The following is a 14122-nucleotide window of genomic DNA, read 5'->3' as shown; positions in this document are numbered from 1 at the left end:
TTTCGGGACGGGACTTCGTCCCTCCTCAACCAACGAGGCGCGGGGTCTCGATACGCCCGCTCGTTCCTCGCGGGCTACTCGACCAACGAGGGCGGCGGGCGAGGGGTCTCGATACGCCCGCTCGTTCCTCACGGGCTACTCGACCAACGAGGGCGGCTGCTCGACCAGCGGGGGTGCGAGGTCTCGATACGCCCGCTCGTTCCTCACGGGCTACTCGACCAGCGAGGGTGGCAGCTCGACCAGCGGGTGGTGCGGGGGTCTCGATACGCCCGCTCGTTCCTCGCGGCCTACTCGACCTACGACGAAGGCGGACACCATCAGCGAGGGCCGCGGGGCGTGACAGGACTTCGTCCCTCCTCACCCAGCGAGGTGGGCGGACACCGGGCGGTCCCGGCGACGACGTCGGTGCTCGTAGTGTTCGTGCAGGCGCACCCGTGCCCCGCAAGCCCCGCGAGCCGAAGGACCACATGACGACGGACCATGCGAGCGACCTCCCGGCGGCGGACGTACGGCCCGTCGAGCTGGGGCCCACCAGCCTCGAGCGGCGGGACGAGCTGGTCGAGCTGTGCCGACGGGCGCTGGCCGCCGCGGGCGACGTGCCTGCCGCGCTCGCCCTCGTTGCCGGGGACGTCGCCACGCTTCCCGCCCCCGGGACCGGTGACACCGCCCACCTGTGGTCGGCCCTCGCCAGCGTCGCTGCGGTCGACCTGACCGTCGCGCGGGTCCTGGAGCCCCACCTCGATGCGCAGGCGATCCTGGGGCAGGCGGGCGTGGAGGCCGGGGCCGGCACGTGGGGCGTCTTCGCCGCCGAGGGTCCGGGCGAGCCGTTGCGAGCGACGCCCGACGGGACGTCCTTCGTCCTCAGCGGGCGCAAGCACTGGTGCTCGCTGGCGGGCGAGCTCGACCACGCGCTGATCAGCGCGTGGGTGGGGACCGAACGCCAGCTCTTCGCCGTCGACCTCGACCACCACGGCGTGACGGCTGTGCCCGGGACCTGGGTGGCGCGGGGGCTCGCGGCCGTCGACTCCGGCCCCCTGGACCTCCAAGCGGTGCCGGCGCGACCGGTGGGGGCGCCGGGGTGGTACCTCGACAGGCCCGGCTTCGCGTGGGGCGCCATCGGCGTCGCTGCCGTGTGGTTCGGCGGGGCGGTGGGCCTGGCGCGCCGGATGGTCGCGGCTGCGGGCACACGCGAGCCCGACCAGGTGGCGCTCGTGCACCTCGGTGCCGTCGACGCCCGGCTGCACGGTGCCCGGGCGACGCTGGAGCGGGCGGCCGCCGCCCTCGACGCCGGCGACCTGTCCGGACCGGAGGGCTGGCGCGCGGCCCTGCGCGTGCGCGAGGTCGTCGCCGACGCCTGCGAGGACGTCCTGCGACGGGCGGCGCACGGGCTGGGTCCCGGCCCCCTGGCCACCGAGGAGGCGCACGCGCGCCGGGTGGCCGACCTCGAGCTCTACCTGCGGCAGTGGCACGCCGAGCGCGACCAGGCCTCCCTGGGCCGGCTGGCCCTCGACGACCCGGCGTCGAGCTGGTGACGGCCCCCGACTTCCGGCACGACCGCCCCGGTACGCCGGCCGCGTCGTGGTCGCCGACCCTGGCGAGCATCCCGAGCGTCGACCTGCCGGGCTCGCGCGGCCGGGTCGTCGTCGTGGGCGCACACCCCGACGACGAGACCCTGGGCGCGGGCGGCCTGATCCACACGGCCGCCGCGCAGGGTCGCCGGGTCGAGGTCGTGACGGCGACGGCAGGCGAGGGCTCGCACCCGCACTCGCCCACCCACCCGGCCCACCGCCTCGCCCGGGTACGCCTCACCGAGCTGCGTCGGGCCATCTCGCTCCTGGCACCCGCTGCCGCCGTCACCTGCCTCGAGGTACCGGACGGTGCGGTCGCCCAGCACGAGGACGCCGTCGTCGCCGCGCTCGTCGAGACGATCGGCACCGACGGCGAGGACGTGCTGCTCTGCGCCCCGTGGCGCGGCGACGGCCATCCCGACCACGAGGCGATGGGGCGGGCGGCCGCGATCGCCGCCCACCGCACCGACGCGCTGCTGTGGGAGTACCCCGTGTGGCTCTGGCACTGGGGGCGACCCGGCGACCTCCCGCTCGAGCGGTCCGCTCGCCTGCCGCTGGCGGCGGACGCCGTGGCGGCCAAACGCGCTGCCATCTCCGCGCACGCCAGCCAGGTCCAGCCCCTCTCGGCTGCGCCGGGCGACGAGGTGCTCCTCGGCCCGGACCTGCTCGAGCACGTCCAGCGCGACCACGAGGTCTTCCTCGCCGGCCCCGACGCCGACATGGGCACCGACACCGACGACGCGCTGGACCGCGTCCACCGCGAGCGGCCCGACCCCTGGGACGTCGACTCCGCCTATGAGCGACGCAAGCGTGCCGTCACGCTCGCCAGCCTGCCGCGCGAGCGCTACCGCGAGGCGCTCGAGGTGGGCTGCTCGGTCGGCGCGGTCGCCGTGGACCTCGCTGCCCGGTGCGACCGGCTGCTGGCCGTCGACAGCAGCCCCACGGCGATCGACCTCGCCCGACGGCGTACGACAGGCACCGACGGCCTGGAGGTGCGGCTGGCACGCGTGCCCGACGAGTGGCCGGATGGCCGGTTCGACCTGGTGTCGGTGTCCGAGATCGGTTACTTCCTCAGCCCGCGCGGGCTCGCCGAGCTGGTCGACCTGTGCCTGTCCTCCCTGACCGACGACGGGCACGTGCTCCTGTGCCACTGGCGCCACCAGCCGGTCGGGTGGCCCCTGGCGGGGCCTGCGGTCCACGCCGCGTTCGTCGACGCGTTCGTCGGTGCCGGCGGCAGCGTCCTGGTCGAGCACCAGGAGCCCGACTTCCTGCTGCACGTGCTGGGTCGGCGCTCGTGACGCAGCCCGACGCCGTGGCGGTCGTCGTCCCCGCCCGCGACGAGGAGGAGCTGCTGCCCGCGTGCCTCGACGCGGTCGCCGCCGCCGTCGGCGAGCTGCGGTCGGCCCACCCCCGCGTCCGCGCCCGGGTGGTCGTCGTTCTCGACGTCTGCCAGGACGACTCGGCGCAGGTGGCGCGCGGTCGGGCCGGCGTCCACGTGCTGAGCACCCTCGCCGGGAGCGTCGGCGTCGCCCGGTCGGAGGGTGTCGAGGCTGCTGCGGCGTGGGCGGCCCGGGGGACCTCTCCCCCGGGGCGCTCTCGGCCTGGCACCAGCGCCACACGAGCGCCGACGGCCACGACCACGTGCACGGTGCCAACCTCGGCTTCACGCTGGCCGCCTACCGGTCTGCCGGCGGCTTCCCGCTCCTGCCGACGCACGAGGACCTGGGGCTGGTGACGGCGATGCGCGACGCCGGGGTGCCGTCCCTCGCGACCGGTGCGGTCCCGGTCGTCACCTCAGGACGTCGCAGCGGGCGGGCACCGGGCGGCTTCGCCCACTACCTCGACGGTCTCGGCGCCTGAGGGCCGGCGCCTGAGGGCCGAGGGCCTCAGCCGACCTGCATCTCCCCCAGCTCGTTCCAGCCGTCCTGGTCGACCTCGGTGCTGACGATGTCGGGCGTGCGTACGAGGTACTGCGGGAGCTCGGCCTGAGCCGCCTTGAAGTGGGCGGAGGAGACGTGGGCCCCGCCGGCGTCGCCGTCGCGGAAGGCCTCGACGAGGACGTACACGGTCGGGTCCTCGAGGCTGCGCGACCACTCGAACCACAGGCAGCCCTCCTCGGCCCGGGTGGCCTCGGTGAAGGCGCGGGAGAGCTCCGGCCAGTCGTCGGCGTGCTCGGGCTTGATCGCGAACTTGGCGGTGATGAAGATCAACGTCTCTCCTCAGGTGGCCGGGGTGGGGGTGGGCGCGGCCGGCGCGGGCGACCGTCCGTCGATCGCGGACTGGAGCACCGCGCCGAGCTTCTCCGAGACGATACCGAGCAGCGCACCAGCGACGACGGCGACCAGCACCCCGCCGAGGTCGAAGCCGGTGCCGAAGAAGACGGCCGTCCCGGCGAAGCCGCCGGGGATGAACGACAGCAGCGGCAGGGCGGCCTCCACGCACAGGACGAAGCCGACGACGGTCACCATCAGCGCCAGGGCCAGGGTGGACCCGCTCACGTTGTCGAGGCCCTGGCTGATCACCCAGCCCCAGAAGACGCCCGCCAGGTTGGCGGCGAGGCCCTTGGCGAGGCCGGTGGTGCCGCCTCCTGCGGCGAAGAAGCAGGCCCAGGCCACGAAGGCGACCCAGGTGATCCACGTCAGCTCGACGCTGGCGAAGGTCCACACGCCGGCCAGCACGCCGACGGAGACGCCGATGCCGAGCAAGGGCTTGATTGCGTTCATGGTGTCGTCCTTCAGGGGATGAGGATCGCGCGGCCGCGGACCCGGCCGGCGTCGAGGTCGGAGATGGCGGTCTGGAAGTCGTCCAGCGCGTACTTCTGGGTGTGCAGCGTGACCGCGCCGCGGGCGGCGAGCGCCATGAGGTCGCACAGGTCGTTGTAGGAGCCGACGAGGTTGCCGATGATGTTCTTCTCCGCAGAGATGAGGTCGATGGTCGGCACGACGACGTCCTCGCCGTAGCCGACGACGTGGTAGTCCCCGGCCTGCCTGGTCATCGCCAGGCCCTCGGCGGTCGAGCCGCCCTCGCCGACGAAGTCGACGACCACCTCGGCGCCGAGCCCCTTCGTGATGTCGAGGACCTCCTCGACCTGCCCGCCCTCGGCGACGACGCCGTGGTCGGCGCCGATCGACAGGGCGAGCTTGAGCGCCTCGGGGTTGCGGTCGACCACGACGAGCTGGGCCGGGGAGAGCGCCTTCAGCACCTGGATGCCGATGTGGCCCAGCCCGCCCGCGCCGATGACGACGCAGGTGTCGCGCGGGGTCAGGCGACGCGCCGCCTTGGCCGCGGCGTGGTACGCCGTCAGCCCGGCGTCGGCGAGCGCCGCGACGTCCGCCGGCTCCAGCGAGTCGTCGATGGGCACGACGCTGCGCGCCGACGTCCTCAGGTACTCGGCGTACCCGCCGTGCGTGTTGATGCCAGGGAACTGGTTGTGCTCGCAGTGCACGTCGTCGCCGGTGCGGCAGGCCCGGCAGAGGCCGCAGGTGATGAGCGGGTGCACGATGACCTTGTCGCCCTCGCGGACGTTGGTCACCGCCGACCCGACGGCGTGCACCCAGCCGGCGTTCTCGTGGCCGATCGTGTAGGGCAGCGTGACGCCGGACTTCTCCTCCCACTGTCCCTCGAGGATGTGGAGGTCGGTGCGGCACACCCCGGCGCCGCCGATGCGGACGACGACGTCGAAGGGGCCGGTGGCCTCCGGGACGTCGACCTCGCTCATCTGGAGGTCCTGGTGGTAGCCGACGACCTGCACGGCTCGCATCTTGCTCATCGGGTGGTCTCCTGGGTCTGGGTGGTCGTGAGCGTGGTGAGGGGGATGAAGGTCGGGTCGTGGCCGGCGTCGGCGGGCTCGGCGCCCTCGGCGCGGTGCACCTGGTCGTCCTCGGACCCGGGGTAGCGGGTACGGAGCAGGCCCCGGCAGAAGTGCGCGTTGCCGTCGATCGAGATCCGGGTCGACCGCGCGCGGCGCAGCGCCATCGGCACGTCGTCGGGCTGGACGCCGTTGTGGTCGACGAGCACCGGGGACGTGCCTGCCACGGGCAGGCCGAGGGCCTCCCGGCGCCGCACCAGGGCGTCGAGGTGGGGGCCCCGAGGGAGGTCGTCGAGGACGACCTCCCCCAGGGCGTCGGGGGTGCGCTCGGGATCGGAGCGCAGCAGTGCCGTGAGGCAGCGCTCCATCGCGGCGGTGTGCGCCTTGCGGCGGAACGTCTCCCGGAGCTCCTCGAGGTCCTGCTCGGCCTCGTGCCCGAACGTCCCGCGGTAGCCGGCGTCGGCGGCGAGCCCGGCGTTGATCTTGTCGGAGTCGTGGTGGTCGTCGAGCTGCACGACCACCCGCCCGGTCCACGGCAGCGCGACGAGGACGTCCTTGCTGTCGGAGGCCATCAGGTAGGCGAAGTTGGGCGAGCAGAACGACGTGGGGAGCCGCAGGTGCACCTCGACTCCCCCGTCCTCGTCGACCGCGACGGAGCGGACGAACCCGAGGTCGGTGATCGGCTCGTCGAGCTCGGGGTCCATGACGACGGCGAGTGCGCGCCGTACGTCGTCGGCGCGGGCGCCGCCGACCGTGGGCGGGCTGGCGGTGACCGTCATCGTCACACCGTCGCCATCTGCCCGGCGTCGGCGGCCTCGGGCTGGCGCGGACCGGTCTCGGTCTCGTCGGCCTCGGGCAGCCGCAGCTCGGCCGGCACCTCGATGTCGTACATCCTGGCGGCGTTGAGGCCGAGGATCTTCTTCTTCTGCGCCGTGGTGAGCGGGGCGTACTCGGTCAGGTCCTCGGGGATCTGGAAGTCGACGAACTGCTCCACCAGCCACCTCGGCGTCCACAGCGCGTAGTCGGACGAGAACTGGATGCGGTCCTCGCCGATCCAGTAGAGGAGCTCGCCGATGATCTGGGCGAAGTAGCGGGGCCGGGTGTGGATGAAGGGCATCGCCACCGCGAGACCGCCGTGCACGTTGGGCTCCTGCGTGGCGATCCAGCAGAAGTCCTCCAGGCGCGGGAGGCCCACGTGCTCGACGACGAAGTTGAGGTCGGTGAAGTCGGTGGCGACGTGGTCCACGTCGGCGACGTCGAACGCGTCGCGGTCCAGCGGGCGGATCGTCGGCCCCTTGTGGATGTGGATGTTCGTGATGCCGAGCTCGCGGCACAGCTCGAAGTAGCGGTAGGCCATCGGGTCGTCGAGCCGCCAGCCGCGCGAGTCGCCGTGCCACTCCGCGGTGTAGAGCTTGACCCCCTTGAGGCCGAAGCGCTCGGCGTCGGCGCGGAGCTGGTCGAGGCCGGCCTCGCCGTTGCGGGGGTCGAAGTTGTGGTTGTACGTCAGCTTGCCGGGGTTGGCCTGCGTGAGGGCGAACGCCTCCTCGGTCTGCCCGAAGCCGTTGCGGTAGAACTCGCCGAGGTGGGCGGGCTGGAAGATCGCGTGGTCGACGTAGCCGTCCTCGAAGAGGTCCTTCATCAGCCGCTCGCCGCCCTGGTAGAGGTACTCCTCCTTCGACCACACCTCCGACTCGGGCGAGAGGTTGCGGTGGTAGTCGTAGAAGCAGTCGATGAACTGCTGGCCCTGGATGTTCCTGACGTTCTCCGGCCGCGCGTCCCACAGGGCGATGTGGGCGTCGACGATGAAGTAGCTCTCGCCGTCCTTGGTGTACATGGGACCTCCGGTTCGTAGGACGGGCTCGGGTGACGGTCGTCACGACCCGCGATGCCTCCGGACGCTAGGTCGACTCCGGCGTCCTGCGACCCGGCGCGACGTCTCAATCTGAGATCCGGGGTCGTCTCAATTTGAGACGCGACCCCGCAGCGCTCCGGACCTGCCGGATGTAACGTCGGTCACGTCCCGAAGGGGGTGGTCCCCGTGGCCGACCCAGGCCTCTCCCAGCGCGCACGCCGCCACCGCGAGCTGCAGCGCGCCATGCCCGGTCACCTCGCCGGTGACGACCCCGAGCACGTGTCCGGGCGGCTGGTCGCGTCGTGGCAGCGCAGCGAGGACTACGGCGTGCCGCTCGACGACATCGAGCCGTCCTTCGTCGGCACGCTCAACGACGAGTCCCTCTTCTTCGAGTGCGGCCGCGAGGTGCTCGCCGGGCTGCACCAGACGCTGGTCAACGAGCCCGTGTCGCTCATGCTGACCGACGCCGACGGGCTGGTGCTCAACCGGATGAGCGGCGACTCCTCGCTGCTGCGGGCGCTCGACAAGGTGCACCTCGCCCCCGGCTTCGCCTACGCCGAGCGCACGGTGGGCACCAACGGCCTCGGCCTGGCCATCGCCGACCGGGTACCGACGGTGGTCCGCGCCGACGAGCACTACGCCCTCAGCCTCTGCACCTACACCTGTGCGGCGGTGCCGGTCCTCGACCCGGTCAGCGGCCGGCTCGAGGGCTGCGTCAACCTCACGACCTGGTCGACCCAGTCGAGCGAGCTCCTCCTCGCCCTCGCCCAGTCCGCCGCCAGCAACACCTCCGCCCTCATGCTCGCGCGCTCGCGCGGTCAGCGTCCGCGACCGGCACAACGGGGCGAGGTCTTCCGGGTGGAGACGCCGCGGCTCGAGCCCGGGTCGGGCACCCTCGCCGACCTGGGGCCGGGATGGACCGAGGCCGTCGCCCGCGCCCGCGCAGCCATCGCGGACGGCCGGATCGTCGCCGCGGTGGGCGAGGAGGGATCCGGCCGCGCCACCTCGCTGGCCCAGGCCATGCGTCGCGAGTACCCGCGCGAGCGCATCCTCGCCGCCTCCCCGCCCGCGCCCCAGGACAGCGAGGCCTGGATCGGGCTGTGGACGCCGGAGCTCGGCAAGCCCGACACGGGGATCCTGGTGCGCGACGTCGACCGGCTGCCCGCCTGGGTGGCCGAGCACATCCGCGACCTGGTGCTCCAGGCGCGCGTGCGCACCACCCCCGGCACCCAGGTGCCCTTCTGCGTGACGGCGGGCTCGTTCGAGGCGATCCCGGCCGCCCTGGCGCCGCTGGTCGACACGGTGGTCGCCGTGCCGGCCCTGCGCGAGCGCCCCGAGGACGTCATGCCGCTCGCGCACCACGTCGCCCGCCGCACCCGGGGCCGCGGCGTCACCGTCACCCCCTCCGCCCAGAGCGCCCTGACCGCCTGTGGGTGGGCCGGCAACGTCCGCCAGCTCGTCGACGTGGTCACCCAGGCGGCCCGCCGCACCGACACCCTCGACGTACGCCACCTCCCGGCCGACGTGCTGTCCGGCAGCTCGCGACGCCTCACCCGGATCGAGGCCTTCGAGCGTGACGAGATCGTCCGGGTGATCACCCGGCCCGGCACCTCGATGCAGGACGCGGCCGAGGAGCTCGGGATGAGCCGGGCGACGGTCTACCGCAAGCTCGCGCAGTACGACATCCACGTGCCGCGGTCGGGCTCCTGACCGCAGCGGGCGGCGAGGCGCGTGCGAGCATGACCGCGTGACCCGCACCCGCCGGCTGCTGCTCGTCGTCGACGCACCGTCGCTGCTCCACCGCAACCACCACGCGCGGTCGCACACCGGGCTCCGCGACCGACAGGGGCGCCCGATCTGGGCTTTGCACGGGATGCTGCGCCAGATCCTCGAGTCCATCGACTCCTTCGCCCCCGACGCCGTCGTGTTCGGGCTCGACGACCGCACCGGGTCGATGCGGCGCGACCTCTATCCCGACTACAAGGCCGGTCGCGCCGAGAAGGACCCCGACCTCGTCGACCAGCTCGACCGCGCCGGCGCGCTGCTCGACGCCCTCGGGCTGGCCACCGTGACACCCGCCGGCCTCGAGGCGGACGACGTCAACGCCTCGGGTGCGACGTGGGCCACCGCCAACGGCTGGGACTGCGTCATCATCACCTCCGACCGCGACGCCTTCGCCCACATCAGCCACCACACCCGGGTGCTGCGGCTGATCGACGGCGGCATCCACGGCTCCCCCATGCTCAACCCGGCCCGCCTGTTCGACCTGTACGGCGTGCGCCCGGCCAACTACCTGGCCTTCGCGGCCCTCCGCGGCGACAGCAGCGACAACCTGCCCGGGGTCCACGGCATCGGGGAGAAGACGGCCGCGATCCTGCTCGACGTCGCCGGCTCGATGGACGCCGCCTGGTCGGACGTCGACCACAACGGCGGGCGCGCCCTGCTCGCCGCCCTGGACGACTGGTCGGCCGAGACCGGGGGCCGCCGCGTCGGCGCCACCGTCGTACGACGCCTGTCGGCCCCGGGAGCCCGCGAGCGCTACGAGTTCAACGTGCAGATGATGTCCGGGCGCGACGACCTCGACCTGGGCCTGACCCCCGACGTCCCGGGCTCGCGCGGGCTGCTGCCGCTCGACCTCGACCGGGTGACCAAGGTGGTCGGCTTCCTGGACAACGACTTCACCACCGACTTCGCGGTGCGGGTGCTCACCGGCCGTCCCGCGTCAGGCTGACTCGCCCTCGCCCTCGCCCTCGCCCTCGCCGAGCCGCGCCCGCAGCCGCCGCACCTCGTCCTCGAGCTCGAGGACCCGGGCGATCCCGACGAGGTTGAGCCCGTCGGCCAGCAGGTCACGGATGCGCTCGAGCCGCTCGACGTCGTCGTCGCTGTAGAGCCGGGTGCCGCCCGCCGTGCGGTCGGGGGTCAGCAGTCCCCGCCGCTCGTAGACGCGCAGGTTCTGGATCTCCATGGACACCATCGAGGCGGCCACCGAGATCGCGTAGACGCCGTCGTCGCTGCCTGCCACGGCCACCTCCCGGATCTCACGAAATTCTCAGCCGGACGACTTGATCCTGCCTGATGTCCTGAGTATAAAAAAACTGTAACCAGCAATACAGGTCGTGGACCTCGTGGTTCGGAGGTCCACCCGGCAGAACCAGGAGGAGACGATGTTGCTTCGAACCACCGACCCGTTCCGTGACCTCGACCGGCTCACCCAGCAGCTGCTGGGCACGACCAACCGTCCCGCGGTCATGCCGATGGACGCGTGGCGCGAGGGTGACCGCTTCGTCATCGAGTTCGACCTTCCCGGCGTCAGCACCGACAGCATCGACCTCGACGTCGAGCGCAACGTCCTGACCGTGCGTGCCGAGCGGGTGGCCCGCAACGGCGACTGGGAGCCGCTGGCCTCCGAGCGTCCGCGTGGAGCCTTCAGCCGCCAGCTCGTGCTCGGCGACAACCTCGACCTGGAGCGCATCGAGGCGGCCTACGCCGACGGCGTGCTGCGGCTGGTCGTGCCGGTGGCGGAGAAGGCCAAGCCCCGCAAGATCGAGATCTCGAAGTCGGGCTCGAGCCGCAGCGGCGAGCGCGCCGAGCTGACCGCCTGACCGGCTGACCGCCTCCCCGGTCGCGGGCCGCAGCCCTTGCGCAGTGAGCTGCGGTCCCGCGACCGCGTCACGTGTCCGGCTCAGCTGCTCCCGGACACCACGACCGGCACGACGACGGCCGTCAGGATCGCGGTGTTCATCGCCGCGACGGCCTTCGCCACGGCCTCGCCCGCCACGACGTCGGTCGAGACCTCCTCGATGCGCTTCTTGAGCTCGCGCCGGCCGAGGGCCCCCTTCTCGGACTCCAGCACCTTCGGCGCGACCCCGAGGCCCTGGAGGATCGACAGCAGGCTGGCATCGGCTGGCGTCGGCGTACCGCCCATGAGGACCGTCCGCAGCCGCTCGCGCACGCGCCGCTCCGGCTCGGGGTCGCGCACCGGGTACTTCTCCGGCACGAGGCCGAGCGCCCGCTTCTCCTCGACGTCGATGACGCCCGCCAGCCGAAGGGCGGCGGCGATCTCGTGCTCGACCGCGACCTTGCCGTCGGTCACGAGCGACGACAGCTTCTTGCCGTCCTTCTGCTCCAGCCGGGCCATCGCCGCGTCGAGGGCGGGATGGCCGACCGGCCCGGGGACGAGCACCGACAGGCGGGGGTCCTTGTCGTCGCTCAGGGTGACGCGCTCCGCGACCACCAGGTCGGTGACGACCGCGGCGGCGAGGCCGTAGCCGCGCTGGGCCGTGGCGCTCTCGGGCTTGCCGTCGTCGCGCCGCAGCAGCAGGAACAGTTCCTCGGCGATGAGCATGCCCTCAGGCTAGGTCGGGCTGCTCCGCCCGGGGATCCCTCTCCTGGTGGAGATCGAGCGACAGGAGCCGGGCCGCCAGGTCCACCGCCGGGCCGAGGAGCAGGATCACCGCCAGCGTGCCGACGCCGACCGTCGCCCCCAGCAGCCAGCCACCGAGCGCTCCCCCGCCCTGGACCACGCTGTAGCTCCACTTGAAGGGCACCGGTGGGTCCCACGCGAGCGCCGCCGCCTCGGCCGGTCCCGCGCCGGTGTGGCTGCCCAGGTAGAGCGCGATGCCCAGCGCCAGCACGGGGAACGCCGCCGCGAGGAGCGCCGCCTGCCAGCCCAGGGCGTCCGGGGTCTGCAGGAGGTCGAGCACCACCGACACCGTCACCCCGACGAGGACGACCTGCACCACCGTGCCCACCCCCGGGTAGACCTTGCGCAGCGCCGCCAGCGCCACCAGCACGACTCCCACGACCAGGTTGACGATCCAGAAGTCGACGCCGGTCGTGATGGTGAGGCCGTTGACGAAGGTCGAGTACCCGTCCGACCCGAGGTCGGCCGCGAGCAGCAGCGCCACACCGACGCCGAGCACGACACAGCCGACGAGGAGCATGGCCGTACGCCGGGGGCTGGGGATCACGGCGACAGCATGGCAGGCGCCAGGGCCTCCGCTACCGTCTGGTCCATGGCAGCGACCTGGGCGCCGGGGACACCGGGCGTCCTGGTGCTGCCGAGCGGCCGTACGGTGCGCGGGACGGTGCTGGACCTGTCCGGATCGCGCGCCGAGCAGCCGGACTTCGCGCTCCACCTGGCCGCCGAGGAGCCGGCTCCTCGCGACTGGCCCACGCGGTGGGTCCACTGGCGCGACTTCCGGACCCCGTCCGACCCGGAGGACGCCCGCGAGGCGCTCCGCGAGGCATGGGAGCGGTCGACCCGCCAGCGGGTCGAGGTCGCCTGCCGCGGCGGTCGCGGACGCACCGGCACGGCCCTCGCGTGCCTCGCGGTCATCGATGGGGTGCCGCCCTCGACGGCGGTGGAATTCGTCCGGCGCGGCTTCCACCCCCGTGCTGTGGAGACGCCGCGGCAGAAGCGCTTCGTCCGGCGGTTCGGGAAGCCCCCGACCTCGGGATGAACACCCGGCGACTCCGAGCCGAACCCACCCGCACCCGTCTTCCGCCGGCAGCCGCGCTCGTCGTACGTTGGCGACTTCCCCCTCCCGGAAGGCACAGCACGATGCGCTCTCGCCCCACCCGCCTCGCCCTCGCCGCCGTCGCGGCCCTGACCGTCGCCGGCCTCGGCGCCCCGGCGCTCACCTCCCCCGCCGCTGCGGGCCCCGGCAGCGCCGGCAAGCACGCCAAGCCGACCGTGGTCCGCTTCGCGACCTTCAACGCCTCGCTCAACCGCGCCACCGAGGGCCGGCTGGTCGCGGACCTCTCGCAGCCCGGCGACGCGCAGGCGTCCGGCGCCGCGGAGACGATCCAGCGCGCCGACGCCGACGTCATCCTGGTCAACGAGTTCGACTACGTCCCGGACGGCGAGGCGGCCGAGCTGTTCCGCGACAACTACCTCGCGGTCGGCCAGAACGGCGCCGCGCCGGTCGACTACCCCTACTACTACGTCGCTCCGTCCAACACCGGCGTCCCGAGCGGGTTCGACCTCAACAACAACGGCACCGTGGGCGCGCCCGGCACCCAGGCGGGCGGCGACGACTCCCTCGGGTTCGGCCTCTTCCCGGGCCAGTACGGCATGGTCGTCTACTCCAAGTACCCCATCGCCGTCGACGACGTCCGCACGTTCCAGGAGTTCCTCTGGAAGGACATGCCCGGCGCCGTGCTGCCCGACGACGCCGGCACCCCCGCGCCGGCGGACTGGTACTCCCCCGAGGAGCTCGAGGTCTTCCGCCTGTCCTCGAAGTCGCACTGGGACGTGCCGATCAAGGTGCCCGGCCGCAAGCCGGTCCACTTCCTCGTCTCCCACCCGACGCCGCCGAGCTTCGACGGGACGGAAGACCGCAACGGGCGGCGCAACCACGACGAGATCCGCTTCTGGGCCGACTACGTCAGCGGCGGTAGGGCCGCGTCCTACATCTACGACGACGAGGGCGGCACCGGCGGGCTCGGCCGCGGGCAGGACTTCGTGATCGCGGGCGACCAGAACGCCGACCCCTTCGACGGGGACTCCTACGACGACGCGATCCTCCAGATGCTGGACCACCCGCGGGTCCAGGACCCGCACCCGACCTCGGCCGGGGCGGTCGAGGCGACCCAGCGCGACGGTCGCATCAACCTCACCCACCAGGGCCCCGCCGAGGAGGACACCGCCGACTTCGCCGACGGCGCACCCGGCAACCTCCGGGTCGACTACGTCCTGCCGAGCGAGCGTCTGCAGGTCCGCGGCACCGGCGTCTTCTGGCCCACGTCGAGCGACCCGCTGTTCAACCGGCTGATCGGCGTCTACCCCTTCCCCGTCACCGACCACCGCCTGGTGTGGCTCGACCTGGACACCGGACGACCGCACGGGCGCTGACCCGCAGCCGCTTCGCCGAGGGGCCGGCGGACGTTCAC

16 protein-coding genes are annotated in these 14122 nt (G+C 73.1%); 8 read left to right on the top strand and 8 right to left on the bottom strand.

Going from position 1 to position 14122, the window contains the following annotated elements; all coding sequences use genetic code 11:
• Positions 1 to 434 precede the first annotated feature (434 nt).
• The 3 genes from NCI01_RS20640 (at position 435) to NCI01_RS20630 (ending at position 3428) form a co-directional block, all read left to right on the top strand.
• Positions 435 to 1532 (top strand): acyl-CoA dehydrogenase family protein, encoded by a 1098-nt coding sequence (locus NCI01_RS20640; RefSeq protein WP_254183371.1) that lies wholly within the window; start codon positions 435 to 437, stop codon positions 1530 to 1532.
• Complete coding sequence (locus tag NCI01_RS20635; protein ID WP_254183370.1) at positions 1529 to 2866, top strand: PIG-L family deacetylase; 1338 nt, start codon at positions 1529 to 1531, stop codon at positions 2864 to 2866. The genes NCI01_RS20640 and NCI01_RS20635 overlap by 4 nt, the downstream gene beginning before the upstream one ends.
• 262 nt (positions 2867 to 3128) lie before the next feature.
• Positions 3129 to 3428, top strand: coding sequence for a hypothetical protein (locus NCI01_RS20630; RefSeq protein ID WP_254183369.1), 300 nt, complete (start codon positions 3129 to 3131; stop codon positions 3426 to 3428).
• A 26-nt stretch (positions 3429 to 3454) separates the two neighbouring features.
• Here NCI01_RS20630 and NCI01_RS20625 read toward each other — a convergent pair whose 3' ends face one another.
• Genes NCI01_RS20625 through NCI01_RS20605 form a run of 5 tightly spaced genes read right to left on the bottom strand, consistent with a single transcriptional unit; the run spans position 3455 to position 7210 of the window.
• Positions 3455 to 3778, bottom strand: a complete 324-nt coding sequence (locus NCI01_RS20625) for a putative quinol monooxygenase (protein ID WP_254183368.1) — start codon at positions 3776 to 3778, stop codon at positions 3455 to 3457.
• A 9-nt stretch (positions 3779 to 3787) separates the two neighbouring features.
• Positions 3788 to 4291 carry a DUF1097 domain-containing protein gene (locus tag NCI01_RS20620; RefSeq protein WP_254183367.1) on the bottom strand — a complete coding sequence of 168 codons (504 nt, stop codon included), beginning with the start codon at positions 4289 to 4291 and terminating at the stop codon, positions 3788 to 3790.
• An 11-nt stretch (positions 4292 to 4302) separates the two neighbouring features.
• Positions 4303 to 5337, bottom strand: coding sequence for an NAD(P)-dependent alcohol dehydrogenase (locus NCI01_RS20615; RefSeq protein WP_254183366.1), 1035 nt, complete (start codon positions 5335 to 5337; stop codon positions 4303 to 4305).
• Positions 5334 to 6155, bottom strand: coding sequence for an iron-sulfur cluster assembly protein (locus NCI01_RS20610; protein WP_254183365.1), 822 nt, complete (start codon positions 6153 to 6155; stop codon positions 5334 to 5336). Before NCI01_RS20610 ends, NCI01_RS20615 begins: the two co-directional genes overlap by 4 nt.
• Before the next feature lie 2 nt (positions 6156 to 6157).
• A complete protein-coding gene (locus tag NCI01_RS20605) occupies positions 6158 to 7210 on the bottom strand; it encodes an amidohydrolase family protein (RefSeq protein ID WP_254183364.1) in 1053 nt (350 codons plus the stop codon).
• Between the two features lie 204 nt (positions 7211 to 7414).
• On the opposite strand from NCI01_RS20605, the gene NCI01_RS22885 reads away from it, so the two are divergent.
• Together NCI01_RS22885 and NCI01_RS20595 are read left to right on the top strand one after the other, a co-directional pair.
• Positions 7415 to 8938, top strand: a complete 1524-nt coding sequence (locus NCI01_RS22885) for an AAA-type ATPase lid domain-containing protein (RefSeq protein WP_254183363.1) — start codon at positions 7415 to 7417, stop codon at positions 8936 to 8938.
• 37 nt (positions 8939 to 8975) lie between these two features.
• Positions 8976 to 9959 carry a 5'-3' exonuclease gene (locus NCI01_RS20595; RefSeq protein ID WP_254183362.1) on the top strand — a complete coding sequence of 328 codons (984 nt, stop codon included), beginning with the start codon at positions 8976 to 8978 and terminating at the stop codon, positions 9957 to 9959.
• Here NCI01_RS20595 and NCI01_RS20590 read toward each other — a convergent pair.
• Positions 9951 to 10250, bottom strand: a complete 300-nt coding sequence (locus NCI01_RS20590; protein WP_254183361.1) for a MerR family transcriptional regulator — start codon at positions 10248 to 10250, stop codon at positions 9951 to 9953. The genes NCI01_RS20595 and NCI01_RS20590 overlap by 9 nt on opposite strands.
• A 142-nt stretch (positions 10251 to 10392) precedes the next feature.
• On the opposite strand from NCI01_RS20590, the gene NCI01_RS20585 reads away from it, so the two are divergent.
• Positions 10393 to 10830: an Hsp20/alpha crystallin family protein gene (locus NCI01_RS20585; RefSeq protein ID WP_254183360.1), complete on the top strand. Its 438-nt coding sequence runs from the start codon at positions 10393 to 10395 to the stop codon at positions 10828 to 10830.
• A gap of 80 nt (positions 10831 to 10910) precedes the next feature.
• Here the strand turns inward: NCI01_RS20585 and NCI01_RS20580 are convergent, their stop codons facing one another.
• Positions 10911 to 11573 carry a GOLPH3/VPS74 family protein gene (locus tag NCI01_RS20580; RefSeq protein WP_254183359.1) on the bottom strand — a complete coding sequence of 221 codons (663 nt, stop codon included), beginning with the start codon at positions 11571 to 11573 and terminating at the stop codon, positions 10911 to 10913.
• Between the two features lie 4 nt (positions 11574 to 11577).
• Positions 11578 to 12198 (bottom strand): DUF6198 family protein, encoded by a 621-nt coding sequence (locus tag NCI01_RS20575; protein WP_254183358.1) that lies wholly within the window; start codon positions 12196 to 12198, stop codon positions 11578 to 11580.
• Between the two features lie 45 nt (positions 12199 to 12243).
• Here NCI01_RS20575 and NCI01_RS20570 point away from each other — a divergent pair, with 45 nt between their 5' ends.
• Positions 12244 to 12690, top strand: coding sequence for a protein-tyrosine phosphatase family protein (locus NCI01_RS20570; protein ID WP_254183357.1), 447 nt, complete (start codon positions 12244 to 12246; stop codon positions 12688 to 12690).
• Positions 12691 to 12791: 101 nt separating this feature from the next.
• Positions 12792 to 14084, top strand: a complete 1293-nt coding sequence (locus NCI01_RS20565; RefSeq protein ID WP_254183356.1) for an endonuclease/exonuclease/phosphatase family protein — start codon at positions 12792 to 12794, stop codon at positions 14082 to 14084.
• The last annotated feature ends 38 nt before the right edge of the window (positions 14085 to 14122 follow it).

It is taken from the genome of Nocardioides pinisoli, assembly GCF_024199985.1.
In the GTDB taxonomy this organism is placed as follows: Bacteria; Actinomycetota; Actinomycetes; order Propionibacteriales; family Nocardioidaceae; genus Nocardioides; species Nocardioides pinisoli.
The sequence above is the reverse complement of the archived record's forward strand: the minus strand, read 5'-3'. Positions and strand labels throughout refer to the sequence as shown.